The organism is Actomonas aquatica, assembly GCF_019679435.2.
GTDB lineage: Bacteria > Verrucomicrobiota > Verrucomicrobiia > Opitutales > Opitutaceae > Actomonas > Actomonas aquatica.
In genome coordinates, this window is record NZ_CP139781.1 from 971,084 (window position 1) to 988,349 (window position 17,266).

Genomic DNA, 17,266 nt, shown 5'->3' on the forward strand with positions numbered 1-17,266 from the left:
AAACCACGCTTTACTGTGCCGTTTCCCGCCGCTTCATTCGGCGGTTTCATGTTCGAGAACGACTTTTGCCGATACTTCATCGATGAGCCGATTGATTGGAATCTATCCCAAGAAATCGTCGATATCCGCGGATGGGTATTGGCCAAGAGTGGTGAAGAGATCGTCGACCTGCGCGCCCGCCTCGATGGCGTGATCTTCTACGGCATCATCGGCCTGCATCGCCCGGACATTCGCGACACCTTCGACGCCGGCGCCCCGGGCCTCAAATCCGGTTTCCGCGTCAACGTCCGCCCTTGGATCGGCGCCCGCCAACTCGCCCTCGAGGGCATGCTGCGCGACGGCTCCTGGGTCGAGTTCTGCCAGCGCGACGTGACCGTCACCGGCGACAAGGTGCCCCCGGCCCAGCCCAAGCCCTACGTGCGCTCCGAGGTGCTGGAGGAGTCCCTTTACTACCTCTACCGCCATTTCCACTTCGAGAGCAGCACCCAGCTCCGCGCCGAAGCCCGCCGCGTGCTCGCCGAGATCTCCGTCAACCAGACCGAGATGCTCCCCGAAAACGACCTCATCGGCTACCTCGACCTGCCCGACTTCTGGATCAACGCCCACTACGAGAAGTTCCGCGTCTCCGGCTGGGCCTTTTCCAAGGACCAAACCATTTCCCGGCTCCACGCCACCATCGGCAACGTCGACGAAAACCGCCTCGTATGGGGCAAGGAGCGCGACGACGTTCTCGCCCACAACCCCGGCTACCCGCAGGCGCTCAAGTCCGCCTACTACGGTCTGGTCGACGTCCGTCCCGATTCCTTCAGCCCGGCCTGCCTCAAGATCTGGGTCGACTACCCCGACCAGCCCCGCCAGCTCCTCCGCTCCAAGCGCCTCTTCGTCAACAAACTCGACGAAAACTCCGGCCCCATCCCTTACTACAGCCACTTTCAGTTTGTTCGCGTCATGCTCGCCTTCGTCCGCGAGCTGCGTCGCGGCGGCTACGAACTCGAGAGCTGGTCCGACCTCTGGGAGGCCATGCGCCGCACCCGCGCCAAGCTGGCCGACAAGATGGTGCGCGGGGGCAAAAAGGCCAACACCCCGCCGCCTCCCACCCCGTGGGAACGCAAGGAGCCCTACGATCTGTGGTTCCACCACAACCGCCTCACGCCGCGCCTGCTCAAGTTCCTCGCCGAGACCGCCAAACCCATCTCCGCGCGCGGTCCCAAAATTTCCATCGTCGTCCCCACCTACAACACGCCGGCCAAGTTCCTCGATGAGCTCATCGCCTGCGTGAAGGCCCAGGTCTACACCAACTGGGAACTCTGCATCGCCGACGACAATTCCCCGCAAAAGCACGTCGTCAAAAAACTCGCCGCCGCGGCCGCCGCCGATTCGCGCATCAAATATGTCGTGCGCAGCGAAAACGGCCACATCTCCGCCGCCACCAACAGCGCCTTGGAGCTGGCCACCGGTGAATACGTCAGCTTTCTCGACCACGACGACCTGCTCCCGGCCGACGCCCTCCTCCACGTCGCCGAAGCCATCCTCGAACACCCCGCGGCCGACTTCCTCTACACCGACGAGGACAAGATCGATGCTTCCGGCCGCCACTACGACCCGCAGTTCAAGGGCGAGTGGAATCCCGAGATGGCCATCACTCACAACTACACCCACCACCTGCGCACCATCCGCCGCAGCGTCATCGAAAAGGTGGGCGGCCTGCGCGTGGGCTACGAGGGAGCCCAGGACATCGATCTCATCCTGCGCTGCGTTGAGCACATCGACGACGCCAACATCCGCCACGTTCCGTTCGTCTGCTACCACTGGCGCGCCCACGAGGAATCCACCGCCCAGCGCGGCGACCAAAAGGGTTACCTTTTCGACGCCGCCCGCCGCGCCATTGCCGATGCCGTCGAACGCCGCGGTCACCGCGCCGAGGTGTTCATCCCCGGCCATCTCGAGGAAAACGCCCTCTGCCTCCACCAACTCAAGTGGTCGCCCGAGCTCCTTGCCGAGAACCCGGTCACCATCGTCATCCCGACCCGCAATCAGGCCAAGATCCTTCAGGCTTGCCTCGATTCCCTCGAACGCACGGTCAACTGGGATCACACCAAACTCATCGTCGTCGATGACGGCTCCGACGAGAGCGACGCCCAGACCCTGCTCGCCCGCGTCGAGACCCGCGAGGACCGCCCGTGGCGCGTCCTGCGCCCGATCCGCGGCCAGGACGGTGAGTTTAACTACTCCCGTCTCGTCAACCTCGGCACGAACGCCGCCGACACGCCGCTCGTCCTGCACCTCAACAACGACATCGAGGCGCTCGAACCGGGTTGGTTGGAGGACATGGTCGGCTGGATGTCCGTCAACGGCGTCGGCGTCGTCGGCGCCCGCCTGATCCACCGCGACGAGACCCTCAACCACGCCGGCATCTGGGTCGGTCCCAACGGCGGCCTCGCCCACGGCATTTTTGTCGGCCTGCCCAAGGACGACTTTGGTTACCTCTTCCTGCCGCACGCCGCCCGCGACACAACCGCTGTCACCGGCGCCTGCCTGCTCACCCGCACGGACCTCTACAACCAGCTAGGCGGCTTCGACGAGAAGGACTTCTGCGTCGCCTACAACGACGTCGACTACTGCATGCGCGCCCTCCGCGCCGGCTACCGCACCGTCTACTCGCCGCAGGCCACGCTCATCCACCTCGGCTCCGCCACCCGCGGCATCAGCTACACCGAGAAGGAGCACCTCGCCTTCGTCCAAAAGTATCCGGGATTCCGCGATCCGCACTTCAGCGAGTCGGTCGAATACGCCAATCCGTCCTTCCGCATCAACGCCTACGACCACCGCCACGCCTCCCGCCCGCTCAAGCTCCGCGTCGCCGTCGTTTCTCACAACCTCAACCTCGAGGGCGCGCCGCTCTTCATCGTCGAATACGCCAAGCACCTCCAACACGTCGCCGGCTGGGACGTGAAAGTCATCGCGCCCATGGAAGGTCCGCTGCGCGAGAACTTCACCGCCATCGGCCTGCCGCCCGAGGTCATCGACATCGAGTGCGCCACCAAGGCCGCCACCGCCGCCGATTTCGCCAAGGGCATCGATCAGCTCGCGAAACTCGAGATCTGGCAGGACGTCGATCTCATCGTCGGCAACACCATGCTTTCCTACTGGGTCGTGCCGCTCGCCCAAAAGCTCGGTCTGCCCAGCTCGATGTATATCCACGAGAGCAATACACCGCGCCGCTTCTTTTCCGAGCACCGCCTCGCCACCGACGAGGTCATCCCGCTCATCGACAAGGCCATGAGCGAAGCCACCCGCGTCGTTTTCATCGCCGAGGCCACCCGCCGCATCTACGCCGAGCTCAACCGCTACGACAACTTCCGCCTCATCAACAGCTGGATCGATATCGAGCGCATCGAAAACTACATCGCCGCCACCGACCGCGCCGCTCTGCGCAAGCAGCTGAAGATTCCCGAGAACGCCACCGTGGTCGTCAACGTGGGTTCAGTCTGCCAACGCAAGGGCCAGCACATCTTCATCCGCGCCATCGATCACCTGCACAAGCAGCACGGCCCCGAGATCGAGAAACGCGGCCCCATGCTCTACGTCATGGTCGGCGCCCGCGAAGGCCTCTACCTCGAGACCATCGAGAACGACATCGAGTTGATGGGCCTCAAGAACACCCGCCTCATTTACGAGACCCAGGACGTCTACGCCTGGTATCGCGTGGCCGACATGTTCTGCTGCACCTCCTTCGAGGAGTCCTTCCCGCGCGTGCTGCTCGAGGCCGCCTCCTTCAAGCTGCCCATCGTCTCCACCGACGTGAACGGCATCCCCGAGATGCTCACCGGCAACGACGAGGCCTACCTGATCAAGGCCGGCGATTACCACGTGCTCGCCGCCACCTTGAAAAAAGCCCTCGACCGCCACTTCGCCGGCGACACCAAGATGGTCTCCATGGCTTACACCCGCATCTCGCGTTTCTACGACTCACGCATTTCCCTCCCCCACCACGTCGAACTCGCCCGCGAAACCTACTTCGGCTGAAGCTTTCCCTAGCATGATTTTGGCTGCCCACGGAAAACACGGAAAACACGGACAGGATCTATCTCCTGCTTCGGTGTCTTCCGTGTGTTCCGTGGGCCAATTCCCCTGCCCGTTCGGCACGGCATGAACGAAAACGAATCCTACCTCTTTCACGTCGAGCAACCGACGGACTGGAACCTCAAGCCCGACCATTTTTGGATCTACGGCTGGTTCGTCTCCAAGAACGGCGTCACTTACACCGACGTCCGCGCCTTCGTCGATGACGTGCCCTTCACCGGTCTGCTCGGCATGCCGCGGCCCGACATCGAGGGCGCTTACCCGGGCTGGACCAAGGGCCGCGCGCCGGGCTTTGCCTTCCGTCTCGAGCCTTGGGCCGGCGCCAAACTCATCCGCCTCGAGATCCTCAACGAGAAAAACGAGTGGTCCGAATTCTGGCGCGTCAGCATCAACGTCACCGGCACCGGCGAATGCTCCCGCAAAAAACTCCGCCTCCGCCCCGAGCTGCTGGAGTTGCTTTACCTGCGCCTGCTCAAGCACCCCAACCTGCACCCCAAGATCCCGCTCGCCAAACAGGCGCGCCGCCTCGTGCAGGACTTCTCCATCGAGTGCGTGGACGTGCTGCCCAACCCGCCTTTCCGCGGTCAGTTCGAGCAACCCAAACTCCTCGCCCACACCCAATACAACAAACTCTCCATCCTCGGCTGGCTCTTCCACGAGGAACGCCCGCTCGCCCGCCTGCTCGCCACCACCGACAGCGTTAACTTCAACGAGCTCACCCACGGCATCGAGCGCGAGGATGTCGGCGCCAAATACAGTCAGTTCCCCCAGGCCCGCCATTCGCGCTTCCAGGGTATCATCGATCTGAGCCAAAACGCCGGCGATCCGGTGCCGCTCAAGATCTTTGCTGAGTTCGAAGACGGCACCCGCGAACTCGTTTTCGCCAAGCGCCTCTACCAGTGGTCCTGCATCGAAAAGGAATCGCGCCTGCCGCCCTACGACGCACCGCATTTCAACCACGTTAAAACCGCCATCATCGACGCCTGTCGCGACCTGAAGATCGCCACCGGCGGCTGGCGCTTCTGGCGCGAGACCAAACGTCTCGAACGCCTCTACGAAGAAGAGGCGCAAGATCCCTTGCCGTGGTATGACTGGCAGCAACGCTCGCCCTACCAGGCCTGGCTCGCGCACAACGAACTGCGTCCGCGTCTCCGCGCCGAGTTTGAGAAATCGGCGGCCACCCTCGCCGCCTCCGCCGAGGCCCCGCGCTTCTCACTGCTGGTCGATACCCGCGAAGCCGCGTTCCCGCGCCTCGATCGTTTGGCCGCGTCGCTGCGTGCTTCGATTTACCCGCATTGGGAACTGCTCTTCGTCATCCGCGCCGACGCCGATCCCGCGCTCACCGCGCACATCGAGACGATCGTCAAAACCGATCCGCAGCGCATCCGTTTCTGCCACGGTCAGCCCGAAGAGAACTTCTCGCTTTCGATGAACAACGCCGTTGGTGCCGCCACCGGCGATTGGCTGTTGTTCCCGACCGCCGGGGCCCGTTTTGCGCCCGAAGGTTTGCTGCTCCTAGCCGAGCCCGCTGCTACGACCGAGGTCGATGTCGTGTTCGCCGACGAGGACCACATGACCGATGCTGGCGAGCGTCGGGACCCGGTTTTTAAATCCGCGTGGAGCCCCGAGCTCATTTTCTCCGGCACCCACCCCGGCGAGTGCGTCACGATGCGTCGCCGCACCTTCGAAGAAAGCTACGGTTTCCAAATCGAATACGATCAGCTGCTCGGCCCCGCGCTCGCGCTGCGTCTGCAGGCTGTCGTTGATCCCAAGCGCGCCCAGCACATCCCCGCGATCGCCTACCACCGCGCCTGGCCCCTGCCGCACTACGAGGCCGGTTCAGTCGTCGTGGAGCAGATGAAGTCGGCCGTCTCCACCGCGCTGAATCGCCGCAACCTGCCCGGCCAGGGCTTCCAACCGGGCTTCGCCGTCAACGCCGGTCTGCCGGTCCACCAGATTTATTGGGACGCCAACTACCTCGCCCAAAACCCGGTCACCATCGTCATCCCCACGCGCGATCGCGTCGATTTGTTGGAGCGTTGTGTCGAGGCTCTGCTGCTCACCGTCAATTGGGCCCACGTGAAGCTCATCATCGTCGATGACTTCTCCCGCGAGGAAAAGGCGGTGCGCTTCCTCAAGTGCCTCGCCGCCCGCCGCGACATCAATTGCCGAGTCATTCAGCCGCAGGTCGATCCGCAGCAACCCTTCAACTACTCGCGCCTCGTCAACGCCGCGCTGCCCTACATCGACACGCCGCTCATTCTCCATCTCAACAACGACGTCGACGCCCTGCGTCCCGGTTGGATCGAGGAGATGGCCGGCTGGTTCTCCATCCCGGAGGTGGGTGTCGTCGGCGCGCGCCTGCTTTACGCCAACGATCACATCAATCACGCCGGCGTCATCGTGGGCCCGCAACACGGCCTCGCCGATGTGCCGCTCGCCGGCCTCGGTCCCGACGAACCCGCGCCCTTCGAGCTGCACAAGATCGCCCGCAACTGCTCCGCCGTCACCGGCGCGTGCCTCATGACACGCACCGACACTTACAAGCAGTATCACGGTTTCGACGAAGAAACCCTCGGCGTCGCCTACAACGACATCGACTACTGTCTGCGCCTCAACGCCGACGGTATCCGCACCGTCTATACACCGCAGGCCGAGCTCTGGCACTGGGGCAGCGCCTCGCGCGGCACCGACTACCACCCGGAGGAACACATTGCCTTTGCCCGCCGCTACCCCGGCATCAAAGATCCGTTTTGGAGCCAGCACCTCGAGCCTAAGAACCGCAACGTCACCATCGACGCCAGCAGCTACGCTCACACCAAACGCCTCGGCCAGCTCCACCTGCTCGTGGTCACGCACAACCTCAACTTCGAGGGCGCGCCACTCTTCCTCTTCGAATACGTCAAATACCTCATCCACGAGCTCGGCTTCAAAGTCGACGTGGTGTCCGCCGAGGAAGGCCCGCTGCGCGCCCACTACGAGGCCATGGGATCCGACATCATCCTGCTCGATCGTCACCCGCTGCACGGCGCGCGCAATGACCAGGAGTTCACCGAGCAACTCCAGCACATGGGCCACCTGCTTTCGCAGCAGATCGATCTCGGTCCGGTCGACGCCGTGATCTGCAACACCATCGCGACGTGGTGGGGCGTGCACCTCGCCGCTCAGGTCAACAAGCCGTCTTTGTTCTACATCCACGAGAGCACTTCGCTGAAACGTTTCTTCAGCAAGGCTCTGCCCAAGGGACGTCTGCACGTCGCCCGTCAGGCCTTCCGCCTGGCGACTCGCGTGTGTTTCCTCTGCGAGGCCACCCGCGCCTACTACGAGGAGCTCAACGACTACGACAACTTCTGCTACGTCTCCTCTTGGATCGACATCCCGCGCATCGAGCAGATCAAAGCCGCCACGCCGCGCCACGAGGCCCGCGTGAAGCTCGGCTACGGCGCCGACGAACAGATCATCGCCAACATCGGCACCGTCTGTGAGCGCAAGGGCCAACACGTCTTCCTGCGCACCGTCGATTACTTCATGAAGCATTTCGGCGCCGGCGGAAACTACCGCTTCATCTTCGTCGGCGGTCGCCCCGGCGAGTTCCAGGACTCGCTCGAAAAGGACATCAAGCGCCTCGGCCTCGAGGACCGCATCCAGATCATCGGCGAGACCGACCGGGTCTATGAATACTTCCGCGCCGCCAATCTTTTTGTCTGCACCTCCTTCGAGGAATCCTTCCCCCGCGTGCTGCTCGAAGCCATGGCCTTCGAGACGCCGATCGTGAGCACCAACGTGCACGGTATCCCCGAAATGGTGACAGATAAAAACGAGGCCTACCTCGTGTCGCCCGGCGATCCCATCACCTTCGCCCGCGCCATGAAGACCTGCCTCGACAAGCTGCTCCACGGCACCTCCACCGTGCCCGTCGCCTACAGCAAGGTCGTGCGCGCCTACCACCCCGATCGCGTCCTGCCCGACCACGCCGATCTTGCCCGCCAAGCCGTCCTTGACTACGACGGTAACACCACCCGCAACCAACCACGTCGACTCTCTGGCCGAGGCGACCGGGTTGAATCCAGTTGGTAACCACCTGCCGCCCCACCATCTGATTCAACCATGAGCCCGCCTTGAAGTCGTCGACCGCCTCCCTTTTACGCGGCCTCTTTGTCGTGGTTGTGGTTCTTGCCGCGGTGCTGTTGCGCTGGCCGGGCTTGGACAAACCGCACTTCGGCATCGATGAGGGCGTGACCTTCACGATCGCGCAGCAACTCGCCGAAGGCGAAGTGATGTATCGCGACGCGGTTGATCATCGCACGCCGCTCGTGCCCTACCTCAAGGCCGCAATCCTGCTCGTCGCCGGCGACTGGAATGTCTTCGCCGTGCGCCTCGTGCTCGCCGCCATGCTCGGCCTCAGCGCGGTTATGCTCTGGAGCATCGGCCGTCGGCTCGGCGACGAGGGCACGGGCTTCGCCGCCGCCGGCGTTCACCTGCTCGGAGCGTTCCTCTACCTCGGCCTGCCCGACGGTCCGTCTGCCAGCACGGCGTGGTTTCTGGTCTTTTTCTCCACGCTCGGATTCTGGCTCTTTGCCGGAGCGCTCAGCGCGCCGAGTTTCCGCCGCGGCTTACCCGTTGGGCTGGCCTTCGGTCTTTCCATTCTCTGTAAGCAACCGGCCCTGCTCGATTTTGGCGCGACGTGGGTGATCATCGGCATCGCCGCTGCCCGCGAGCTGCAGGACCGCCGCCGCTGGGGCGCCTTGTTCGCCGGCCAGTTGGTGGGCGCCGTGCTGCCGCTCGCCGCCTTTGCCGTCTATTTTGCGGCCAAGGGCGTGTGGTCCGATTTCGTTTTCTACGCCTTCACCTACAACACCGCGATCTACGTGCCCGCCGGTGGCCCGATCGACTACTGGGCGACGATCCAGATGCCCTTCACCGCCGCGTGGGCCAACATGCCCGTGATCGGCGTGCTCGGCGTTCTGGGAGGTGTCTGCATCCTTATTCCCGCGCTGCTCGGCCTGTTCCGCCCGCGCGAAACGACGGCTTCCGACACGCCTGCCATCCCCAACTTTCGTGTGCTGTTGTGGATCACCCTGGGGTGGACCGCGACCGGGCTCGTCGCCACCACCCTCAGCGGCCGCACCTTTGTGCACTATGCCGCGCAGGTGTTGCCGGGTCTGTCACTCGCCGCCGGCTGGTGGCTGCACCAACTCTACCGACTGCTGCGCGAGCGGCGCGGTTTACTGCGCTGGGCCGCTGCGGTCGTGTTGCTCACCGTGGCCGGGGCGTTGAGCTGGCAAACGATCCCCCGCGTCGTCGCCCAATACCGGGGCACTCAACAATGGGGCTTGGGCAACGCCGACGTCCCTGAATTGGTAGACCACTTCACGTCCCCCGCCGAACGGATCTTCGTCTGGGGTTACTATCCGGAGTTCTACCTCACCAGTCACCGACTGCCGGCTACCCGCTTTAATTACACCAATTTCCTCACCGGTTTTGTGCCCTGGGCCAATATGGATGCCCTCGTCGACACCTCCGCGCAGATTGTGCCCGGTGCCTGGGACAAACTGCAGGAAGACTTCGCCGCCTCGCCGCCCGCGCTGATCGTGGACATCAAACATGAGCGCGCCCAAGGCAAGTTTCCCCTCAGTGACCACCCGCTCATCTGGCAGCAGGTTGTCACCCGGTATGTCGAGGTCCGGCATGAGGCGATCTACGGCAATATCCGGTTCTACCGCCGCCTGGACGTTGCCACCGAGCCGCTGGCGTCCTCCAACGAAACAAGCGAGTCGGCAGACCTCCAACTGACGCTCACCGCCAATAACCGCCCCGGCGAAGGCCATCTCTTAAAACTCTCCGGCCCTACCGGCTGGCAACATTTCAGCATCTGGGCCGACGGTCGCGCGGTGGCTTCGTTTCCCTACGCCCCAACTGAACCCGCCGAGGTCAGCGTTTTTATCGATCACACTGCGTTTGCCGACTCCCGCCACCTGCAGTTCGTCGGCCGACGCGAAGACGGCACGCTCGCCGCCAGTCCCGCGATCAACCTGCCCGTCGCACGACAGGCGGCCGACGATGCTCGCGGTCCGTTGCCGGCCCTGATGCTCAACGGCGTCCTCGTGCAGCCCACCAAGATTTCGCAATCCAGCGAAGCCACCCGAGTCGCTCCCCAACAACCCCACGCCGTCGCCCTTTCCGCCCCCGCTCGCCTCGTTTATCCCTGCGAAGCCTCCGTGCGCCGGATCGACTTTTTCCACGGCCTGCACCCGTGGCTCTACAACGAAAGCGACGGCTACGACGTGGTCATCAACTGGCTGCCGGCCGATGGTTCTCCCCCGCAACGTATCTGGCACACCCGCCTGAGCAACCTCACCGAGGGTCGCCATCGCTCCACGCAGCGCGAATCGGTGGCGTTGCCTCCCCGTGGTCCCGGCCAGCTGGAATTTCTCTTCCTCAATGGCCCCCGCTCGAATCCCCAGTTCGACGAGTTCTTTTTCGGCGACGCTTCGGCCGACGTGCAACGACCGCGTATCTTCCTCGACGGTCGAATCGTCGCCGTGGCCCGCGATCACTCCGAAGACGAGCTCTCCCAGTGGATGCGCAAAGCCGACCAGTCGTGGCTGCTCCACGCGCCGGGGCACATGGATTGGATCTTCCCCTCGCCGCCTCCTTTCCCCGCCCTCCAGCTCGACTACGGCATCGACGACGGCGCATGGACCCCCGATGGCGGTCGGACCGACGGGGTCACCTTTTACGTTGAATACTTCGTTGGTGATGACCCCGAGCCCGTGCCTCTCTTCACCCGCCATCTGGATCCGCTCAACAATCCGACGGACCGTGGCCCTCAAACCTCCATCATCGATATTCCGGTCTCCGAGTCAGGCGTGCTTCGCATCCGCACTACCGAAGGCCCCGTGGGCAACGGTGCCTGGGACTGGGCATGGATCATGGATCCGGTGGCTCTCCCGGCCGGGCCTCCGCTGCAATGGTCGGGAGCTGAAAACGGCCGCATCCGTGCCAGCGCCTACCAAGGTGCCGGGGGCAGTCGGCTGCAGGAAGGGCACCCCAATACCTGGACCGGCCATTCTCCCAGCCGCCTCGAATACCCTAAACCGGCCGGCTTGGCATTCATCGACTTCGAATTTGGCTTGGAGGACGGCATTCCGCGCGACGAGTCCGGCCGACTGCGCAGTGATGGTGTGATTGTCATCGTCGAGTTTTTGCCCGACGGCAGCGAGACGCCCATCCAGGTTTACCATCGCCACCTCGATCCTTCGATCCGCCCCGAAGACGTCGGCCGCCAACACGTCACGCGTCAGCTGCCGGAGAACGACACCGGTAAGCTGATTTTCCAAATGTTGCCCGGCCCCAATCAAAACGCCGCGTTTGACTGGGCCTACTGGGGCACCTTCACCGGTCGCAGTCACCCATGAGTGTCTCGGCAACCACCCCTGCCGGTTCGCCCGGCTCGCCGCGACCCCGCGTGCAGTGGATTCTGCTCCTGGGCCTGGTCTGCTTCGCATTTGGTCTGCGGGTCTCGTTTACCGATCGCATTTTTTATAACCTCGATGAGGGCGTCACCTTCACCCTCGCCCAGCAGATCCTGGATGGTGACGTGATGTATCGCGACGCCGCGGACCATCGCGGTCCGTTGGTGCCCTACCTCAAGGCGGCCGCCCTGCTGCTGTTGGGCGACTGGAACATCATCGGCACCCGTCTCGCCTTCAACGCCCTACTGGGTCTATTTGCCTACGGCTTGTTTTCGCTCGCGCGGCGACTGGGCGAGCCTCGCACCGGCGTCGCCGCGGCACTGGTGTTTTCCATCCTCTCCTTCACGTTGCAGGGCCCGCCTGAAACCATGGCCCTGCACACCGAATGGTTCATGGAGGCGTTTTCATTGCTGGGGTTTCTGGTGTTTGCCTCCACCCACGCCGCTGCCCGCAAACGCCACGGCGTGCTCGTTGGCATCTGCTTCGGATTGGCCGCTCTCAACAAACAGCCCGCTCTGCTCGACTACGGTGTGGTGCTCGTCATTTCGCTGCTGCAGTGCTTCGTCGCCGCCGGAACACGCCGGCAACGGGTGGCTTACCTCACCGCCACCGCGATCGGCGTGGTGCTCCCCTTCATCGCGGCCTGGGCTTACTTTGCCGCCAATGGCGCAGGCGACGCGTTTCGTTGGTATGCGTGGACTTACAATACGTCGATTTACGTGCCGGAAGTCCCGTTCGCCGAACGCCTCCAGGGCTTCCGCTTACCTTTCAAATTGTTGAGCGAACACGCTCCGCTCTTAGGCCTAGCCACGGCGGTGGGCATCATCGGTTTGCTGGTTTATGTCTTCAGTCCGCGCAATTTGCCGCGGGCCGGCGGGCAGTCGTTGCCCGTGCTGCCGTGGCTGATCCTCGGTTGGGGCGCGGCCGGTTGGATTTCCTGCCTGCTGAGTGGACGCGATTTTCCCCACTACGCCCTGCACATGCTGCCCGCCATTTGCCTGGCCTCGGGCTGGATATTCGCGCGGGCCTGGACCCTCCTCGTCAGCCCGCCACGAAGGTCTTGGCCCCTTCGTCTACTGGCTGGGGTCATGCTCTGCTACTGCCTGGTGAATTCGGTCCAACACGCCACGATCGTGCATCGTTACGTGACGGTGCCCGCCTCCCCCGGAATCATCGTCTTCCCTCCTTTGGCCAAAGCGTATACCGCCCCCTCCGACCGCGTTTTTGTATGGGGATTTTTCCCGGAAATCTACGGCTGGATGCACCGATTGCCGGCGTCCCGTTTCAGCAACACCAATTTCCTCACGGGCATGATTCCGTGGACCAATGTCGCACCCGACGTGGATACCAGTTACGCCATCGTCCCCGGCGCGTGGGATCAACTCCGGGACGACCTCCAGCCCGATCCGCCGCGGCTCATCGTTGCGACCTCCGCTCGTTACTACACCAAGTATCCGCTGGTCCAGCAGTCCTGGTTTCGCGACTGGCTGCCCGACCACTACGCGGAGGTGACGTCCGTTGACTTGCAGGTCTTCAGTGCCCGCGCATTCCTGCGCCTGCAACCCATCGCCGCCTCCGACATCGAAACGGCCCGAGACGCACAACTGATGCCTGCTCCTGCCATCCGTTTCGAAGACGGCCCCGGTGAGGATGCGATCATTCGAGTCAGCGCCGAACTGTCCTCCCGGCTCGAGCAGGACGTCCTGTTACTGGTCGAAGGCCACCCCATTCGCCACCTCCGTCTCCCGGCGACGGACGAGCCCGACCGTAGCATCGCATTCCTCATTCCGTTGACCGAACTGCACGGCCTTGGCAGTGATCGCATCACCCTGCGCACCACCGCGGTCGACGCACCGGAACTGCCGATCAACATCGCGACCGAGGCCGAGGTCGCCCTGTTGCTGAATTTGAACCGCGCCGCCTTCGGCGGTCCCCCGGTCCTGCGGTGGGGCAATTCCGTCCTCTCGCCCCTCGCATCGACCGGCGACTGGTCCACCGCAATGGCCACTTCCAGCCCAACCACCCCCGAGTGGCAACTGAACGGCCCCGGTTCGTTGACCTTCCCCCTCCCCGCCGCCGCCCAGCGGCTGTCTTTCCGCTGGGATGGAGCGGGTGCACCCCTGCTTCGTTTCACTGCCGCCAACGGTGACGATATTCCCGCGCTGCCGCTTCAGGATGAAACGGGAGGTCAGTTCTCGACCATCCTGCCGTCGCCGCGTCCAGCCCGTGTTACCCTGGCGTGGTCGCCCACTCCCGATGCCCCCCACGCCCGCGTAAGCGCGCTCCTGGTTGATGCCGTGGGCCCGGTGCTGCACCTAGGGGACCAAGCCATTCATGCCATCCACAGTGAAATAGGCGTCGGCGGCCTTCCGTCGCCCATCGATGCTCAACGTTGGTTCATGCATGCCCCCGCTCGCGTGCACTACCTTTTGCGCCCCGGCTTTACCGGCGTGGTGATGCGTTACGGCTTCACCGATGACACCTGGCAACGGCCGCCGGAACACCCGACCACCGGAGCGGAGTTTCGTATCGAACACGTTTCGGCCGCCGGCCAACGCGAGGTCCTGTTCTCGCGCTACATGAACCCGATGTATCTCGAACACGACCGCGGTCTGCAAACCGTGGAACTGCCACTGACTCGTCGCTCCGACGGCGAGCTCCAGTTCGTCATCGACGAGGGTCAGTTCAATGAAAAGTCGGGCGATTGGACGATGCTGGCTGACGGCCGCCTGCTCGGTCCCGGACCCGACATCACCCTGCCCGACGACACGAACCTCACTCCGCTCCATGGCAGCTTCGGCCAAGCGGAAATCATCGACACCCGCACGCCGGAGGGCTGGTGGGACGCCCATGCCCCTTCTCGCTTGATCTATTCGTTCCCCACCCGTCTGGCCGCGGTCACCATCCGCTTCGCCTTCAAGCCCGGTGCCTACGAAAACCGGGTCGAGCCACACGTCACGGACGGCATCGAACTCGTCGTGGAACGGCTATCCTCTGGCGGAGAAATCGAGCAACTGCACCGCTCGGCGTGGAATCCGCATGTGGAACCGCAACATCGCCGACGATTGGAGGTCACCGTGCCTCTGCCTCGCGCCGACCCCGGCGACCAGCTCATCATTCGCTCCACCACCGGTCCCAACTCCGATCCGGAACTGGACTGGACCCTCTGGGGCCCCTTCTCCGGCGCACTCCGCGAAAATTCGACCACGCCATGATCCACCCACTCGGCTGTTCCGTCATCCGCCTTCCCCGAGGTTGCCATCCGTCGGCCTCAGTCCTGCTTTTGTCCCCCCACTCTCTCCATGCCTAACTTCACTTCCCTGCGCAAAAACTGGCTTTTACTCCTGGTCGCCGCGCTGCTGACCGCATGGATCTTCTGGCTCCGTGCCCCCACGTGGTCGACGGCCATCTGGAACGTCGACGAAGCCATCCACACCTCAGTCGCCGACGTCATCCTGGACGGTGGCGTTATCTATCGTGACGCGATCGATCAACGCACCCCGCTCACCTATTACGTGTTTGCGGCGGTTTACTCGATCACCGGCAACAGCCTGCCCGCCATGCGTGTGGTGCTCACCGCCATGATCGTCGCCACCATGCTCCTGCTCGGGGCAGTCGTGCGCCGCCACCACGGCAATATCACCGCCTTGCTCGCCGCCCTCACCTACGGCGCCCTGACCAGCAAACTCCTCCAGCCCGCCGACGCCTACGCGGTGCACACCGAGTGGTTTGTCGCGCTCTTCTCCACCGCCGCCGCCGCCTGCTTTCTTTGGCCCACCGATCGCGCCCCCTCGTCCCTCCGCGCGGCGGCCAGCGGCGTGCTCCTCAGCCTCGCCGTGCTGAGCAAACAATCCGCCCTCCTCGAGATCGGACCACCGTTCGTCGCCCTCGCCGGCCTGTTGCTGGCGAAACGGCTGGGTTGGTTCGGAGCGCTCGCGTGTGGTGGGGCCCTGCTGGCCGGCTTGGCGGTGCCCCTACTCATCACCGCCGGACTATTGGCATCGGCCGGAGCCCTCGATGACTTCTGGCTCTATGGCTGGGCCTACAACGTGAAATATTACGGCGCCGAGATTTCGTTCCCCGACAAAATCCTCTCCGCCACCATCTGGTTCCGGCTCCTTTGGGAACAGTATCCTCACGTCTTGATTCTCGGTTCCGCCGCTGCCGCCGCCCTCGTTGTGCGTGCGCTTCAGGCCCGGGCTTCGGACAGCCTGCGCCAAGCCCGCCCGGTGGAATTTTACCTGCTCGCCTGGTCGGGTCTCGCCCTCGGTTCGGCCATGGCTGGCGGCCGCGGTTTTGATCACTACTTCTTCGTTTGCCTGGCCCCCTTTTCCTGGGCCGCCGCTTGGGCGTTGCGTGGCTTGACCACCACCCTCGGTCGACTGCTCCATCTCAGCCCCCGGGGCCAACGCGTCGCGGCCACCGTTCTGGCGGTCGCCTTTGTCGCTCCTACCGTTTGGCACGCCCGCTTGTCCCGCACGGTCGACAGCTACCCCCTTGATACCACCCACCGGCTGGTCGAAACCGTGCATGCCTACACCTCCGACGATGAGCCCATCTTCATCTGGGGCTACAACACCGACCTCTACACCCTGGCAGATCGCCTGCCGGCCTCCCGCTTCCTCTACTGCTCCTTCCAGACCGGCCTCATCCCCTGGACCAATACGGCCCCCGACATCGACACGTCCTACGCCATCCTGCCCAACGCGATGGACGATCTCCTCGCCGACCTGGAGGCCTCCAAACCGCCCATCATTGTCGATGGCTCCCTGCAGGAATACCGCGGTTTCGCCAAATACCCCCTGCGCAAGTTCCCTCGGCTGCGCGACTGGATCGACGCCCACTATGTCGAACTCGAGCCGGACCGCATCCGCTCCTACGGCTTCGCCATGTATCGTCGCCGCCTCGATACCCCGCCTGAACTCGATCTCAACGCTCCCGCCGCAGGCAACCAGATCAGCCTCGAGGTCGGTAATCCCGTCTCCCTCGGTCGGCTCCACATCGGTGTGTTCGGCGAGAGCCAAGACGGTCTGCCGCTCACGGGCTTGGCGCTGACACTGGAGGACGAAGTTCTCGCCGCCGTCGAGATCGCTCACGCCCCCTACTCCCAAATCACCATTCCCTTTACCGCCACGGACGAGATGACGACCTTGCCTTTCCGCGCGTGGGCGCGATTCGGCGACGGCCCTTGGCAACCGGGCCCAAGCCGCGACGTGAAGGTGATGCCGCTCACCGCCAGTCCCGAGGTCGCCACGACCTTTGCCCTGCCCATCATCGACAGCCGCGTCCCGGCGGACGGCGTGCGCTCACTCATCGATCCGCGCCTCGATGTCTACGACAACAAACGCATCTTCGCCGTCCACGCCCCCTCGGTCCTGCGCTACACCCTGCCCGATGCGGCCAATCGCATCTGGGGTTTCTACGGCATCCCCGCCGGAGCCTATGCCGCCGACAACACCCACCCGACCGATGGCGCGGAATTTATCATCCGTCTGCTCTTTGCCGACGGCGGCGAACGGGAGTTGATGCGCCACTTCATCGATCCAGCCTCCCGTCCGGAGGACCGCGGACACCTGCGCTTCGAGTATGAGCTCCCGTCCGCCCCCGGTCCACGGGTGATCGAGTTTGACATCAACCCCGGTCCGACCGGCTCCGCTTCGAGCGATTGGACCGAATGGGCCAACATCGTCCTCGAAACTTCCCCGTAG

Annotated in this window: 5 protein-coding genes; all 5 read left to right on the top strand. The window is 63.9% G+C overall.

Going from position 1 to position 17,266, the window contains the following annotated elements; translation table 11 throughout:
* The first annotated feature begins 48 nt into the window (after positions 1-48).
* The 5 genes from K1X11_RS03745 to K1X11_RS03765 all read left to right on the top strand — a co-directional run bounded on the left by K1X11_RS03745 (position 49) and on the right by K1X11_RS03765 (position 17,266).
* A complete protein-coding gene (locus K1X11_RS03745) occupies positions 49-4,026 on the top strand; it encodes a glycosyltransferase (protein WP_221032938.1) in 3,978 nt (1,325 codons plus the stop codon).
* 123 nt (positions 4,027-4,149) lie between these two features.
* A complete protein-coding gene (locus K1X11_RS03750; protein WP_221032939.1) occupies positions 4,150-8,160 on the top strand; it encodes a glycosyltransferase in 4,011 nt (1,336 codons plus the stop codon).
* Positions 8,161-8,201: 41 nt separating this feature from the next.
* Positions 8,202-11,501, top strand: a complete 3,300-nt coding sequence (locus tag K1X11_RS03755; protein ID WP_221032940.1) for an ArnT family glycosyltransferase — start codon at positions 8,202-8,204, stop codon at positions 11,499-11,501.
* On the top strand, positions 11,498-14,773 hold the full coding sequence (locus K1X11_RS03760; protein ID WP_221032941.1) for an ArnT family glycosyltransferase: 3,276 nt from the start codon (positions 11,498-11,500) through the stop codon (positions 14,771-14,773). Before K1X11_RS03755 ends, K1X11_RS03760 begins: the two co-directional genes overlap by 4 nt.
* Positions 14,774-14,860: 87 nt before the next feature.
* Positions 14,861-17,266 (top strand): ArnT family glycosyltransferase, encoded by a 2,406-nt coding sequence (locus K1X11_RS03765; protein ID WP_221032942.1) that lies wholly within the window; start codon positions 14,861-14,863, stop codon positions 17,264-17,266.

Bases quoted from the DNA above. Each gene is read 5' to 3' on its own strand.
- K1X11_RS03750 (WP_221032939.1), top strand. From the start codon at position 4,150: ATGAACGAAAACGAATCCTACCTCTTTCACGTCGAGCAACCGACGGAC.
- K1X11_RS03760 (WP_221032941.1), top strand. From the start codon at position 11,498: ATGAGTGTCTCGGCAACCACCCCTGCCGGTTCGCCCGGCTCGCCGCGA.
- K1X11_RS03745 (WP_221032938.1), top strand. From the start codon at position 49: ATGTTCGAGAACGACTTTTGCCGATACTTCATCGATGAGCCGATTGAT.
- K1X11_RS03765 (WP_221032942.1), top strand. From the start codon at position 14,861: ATGCCTAACTTCACTTCCCTGCGCAAAAACTGGCTTTTACTCCTGGTC.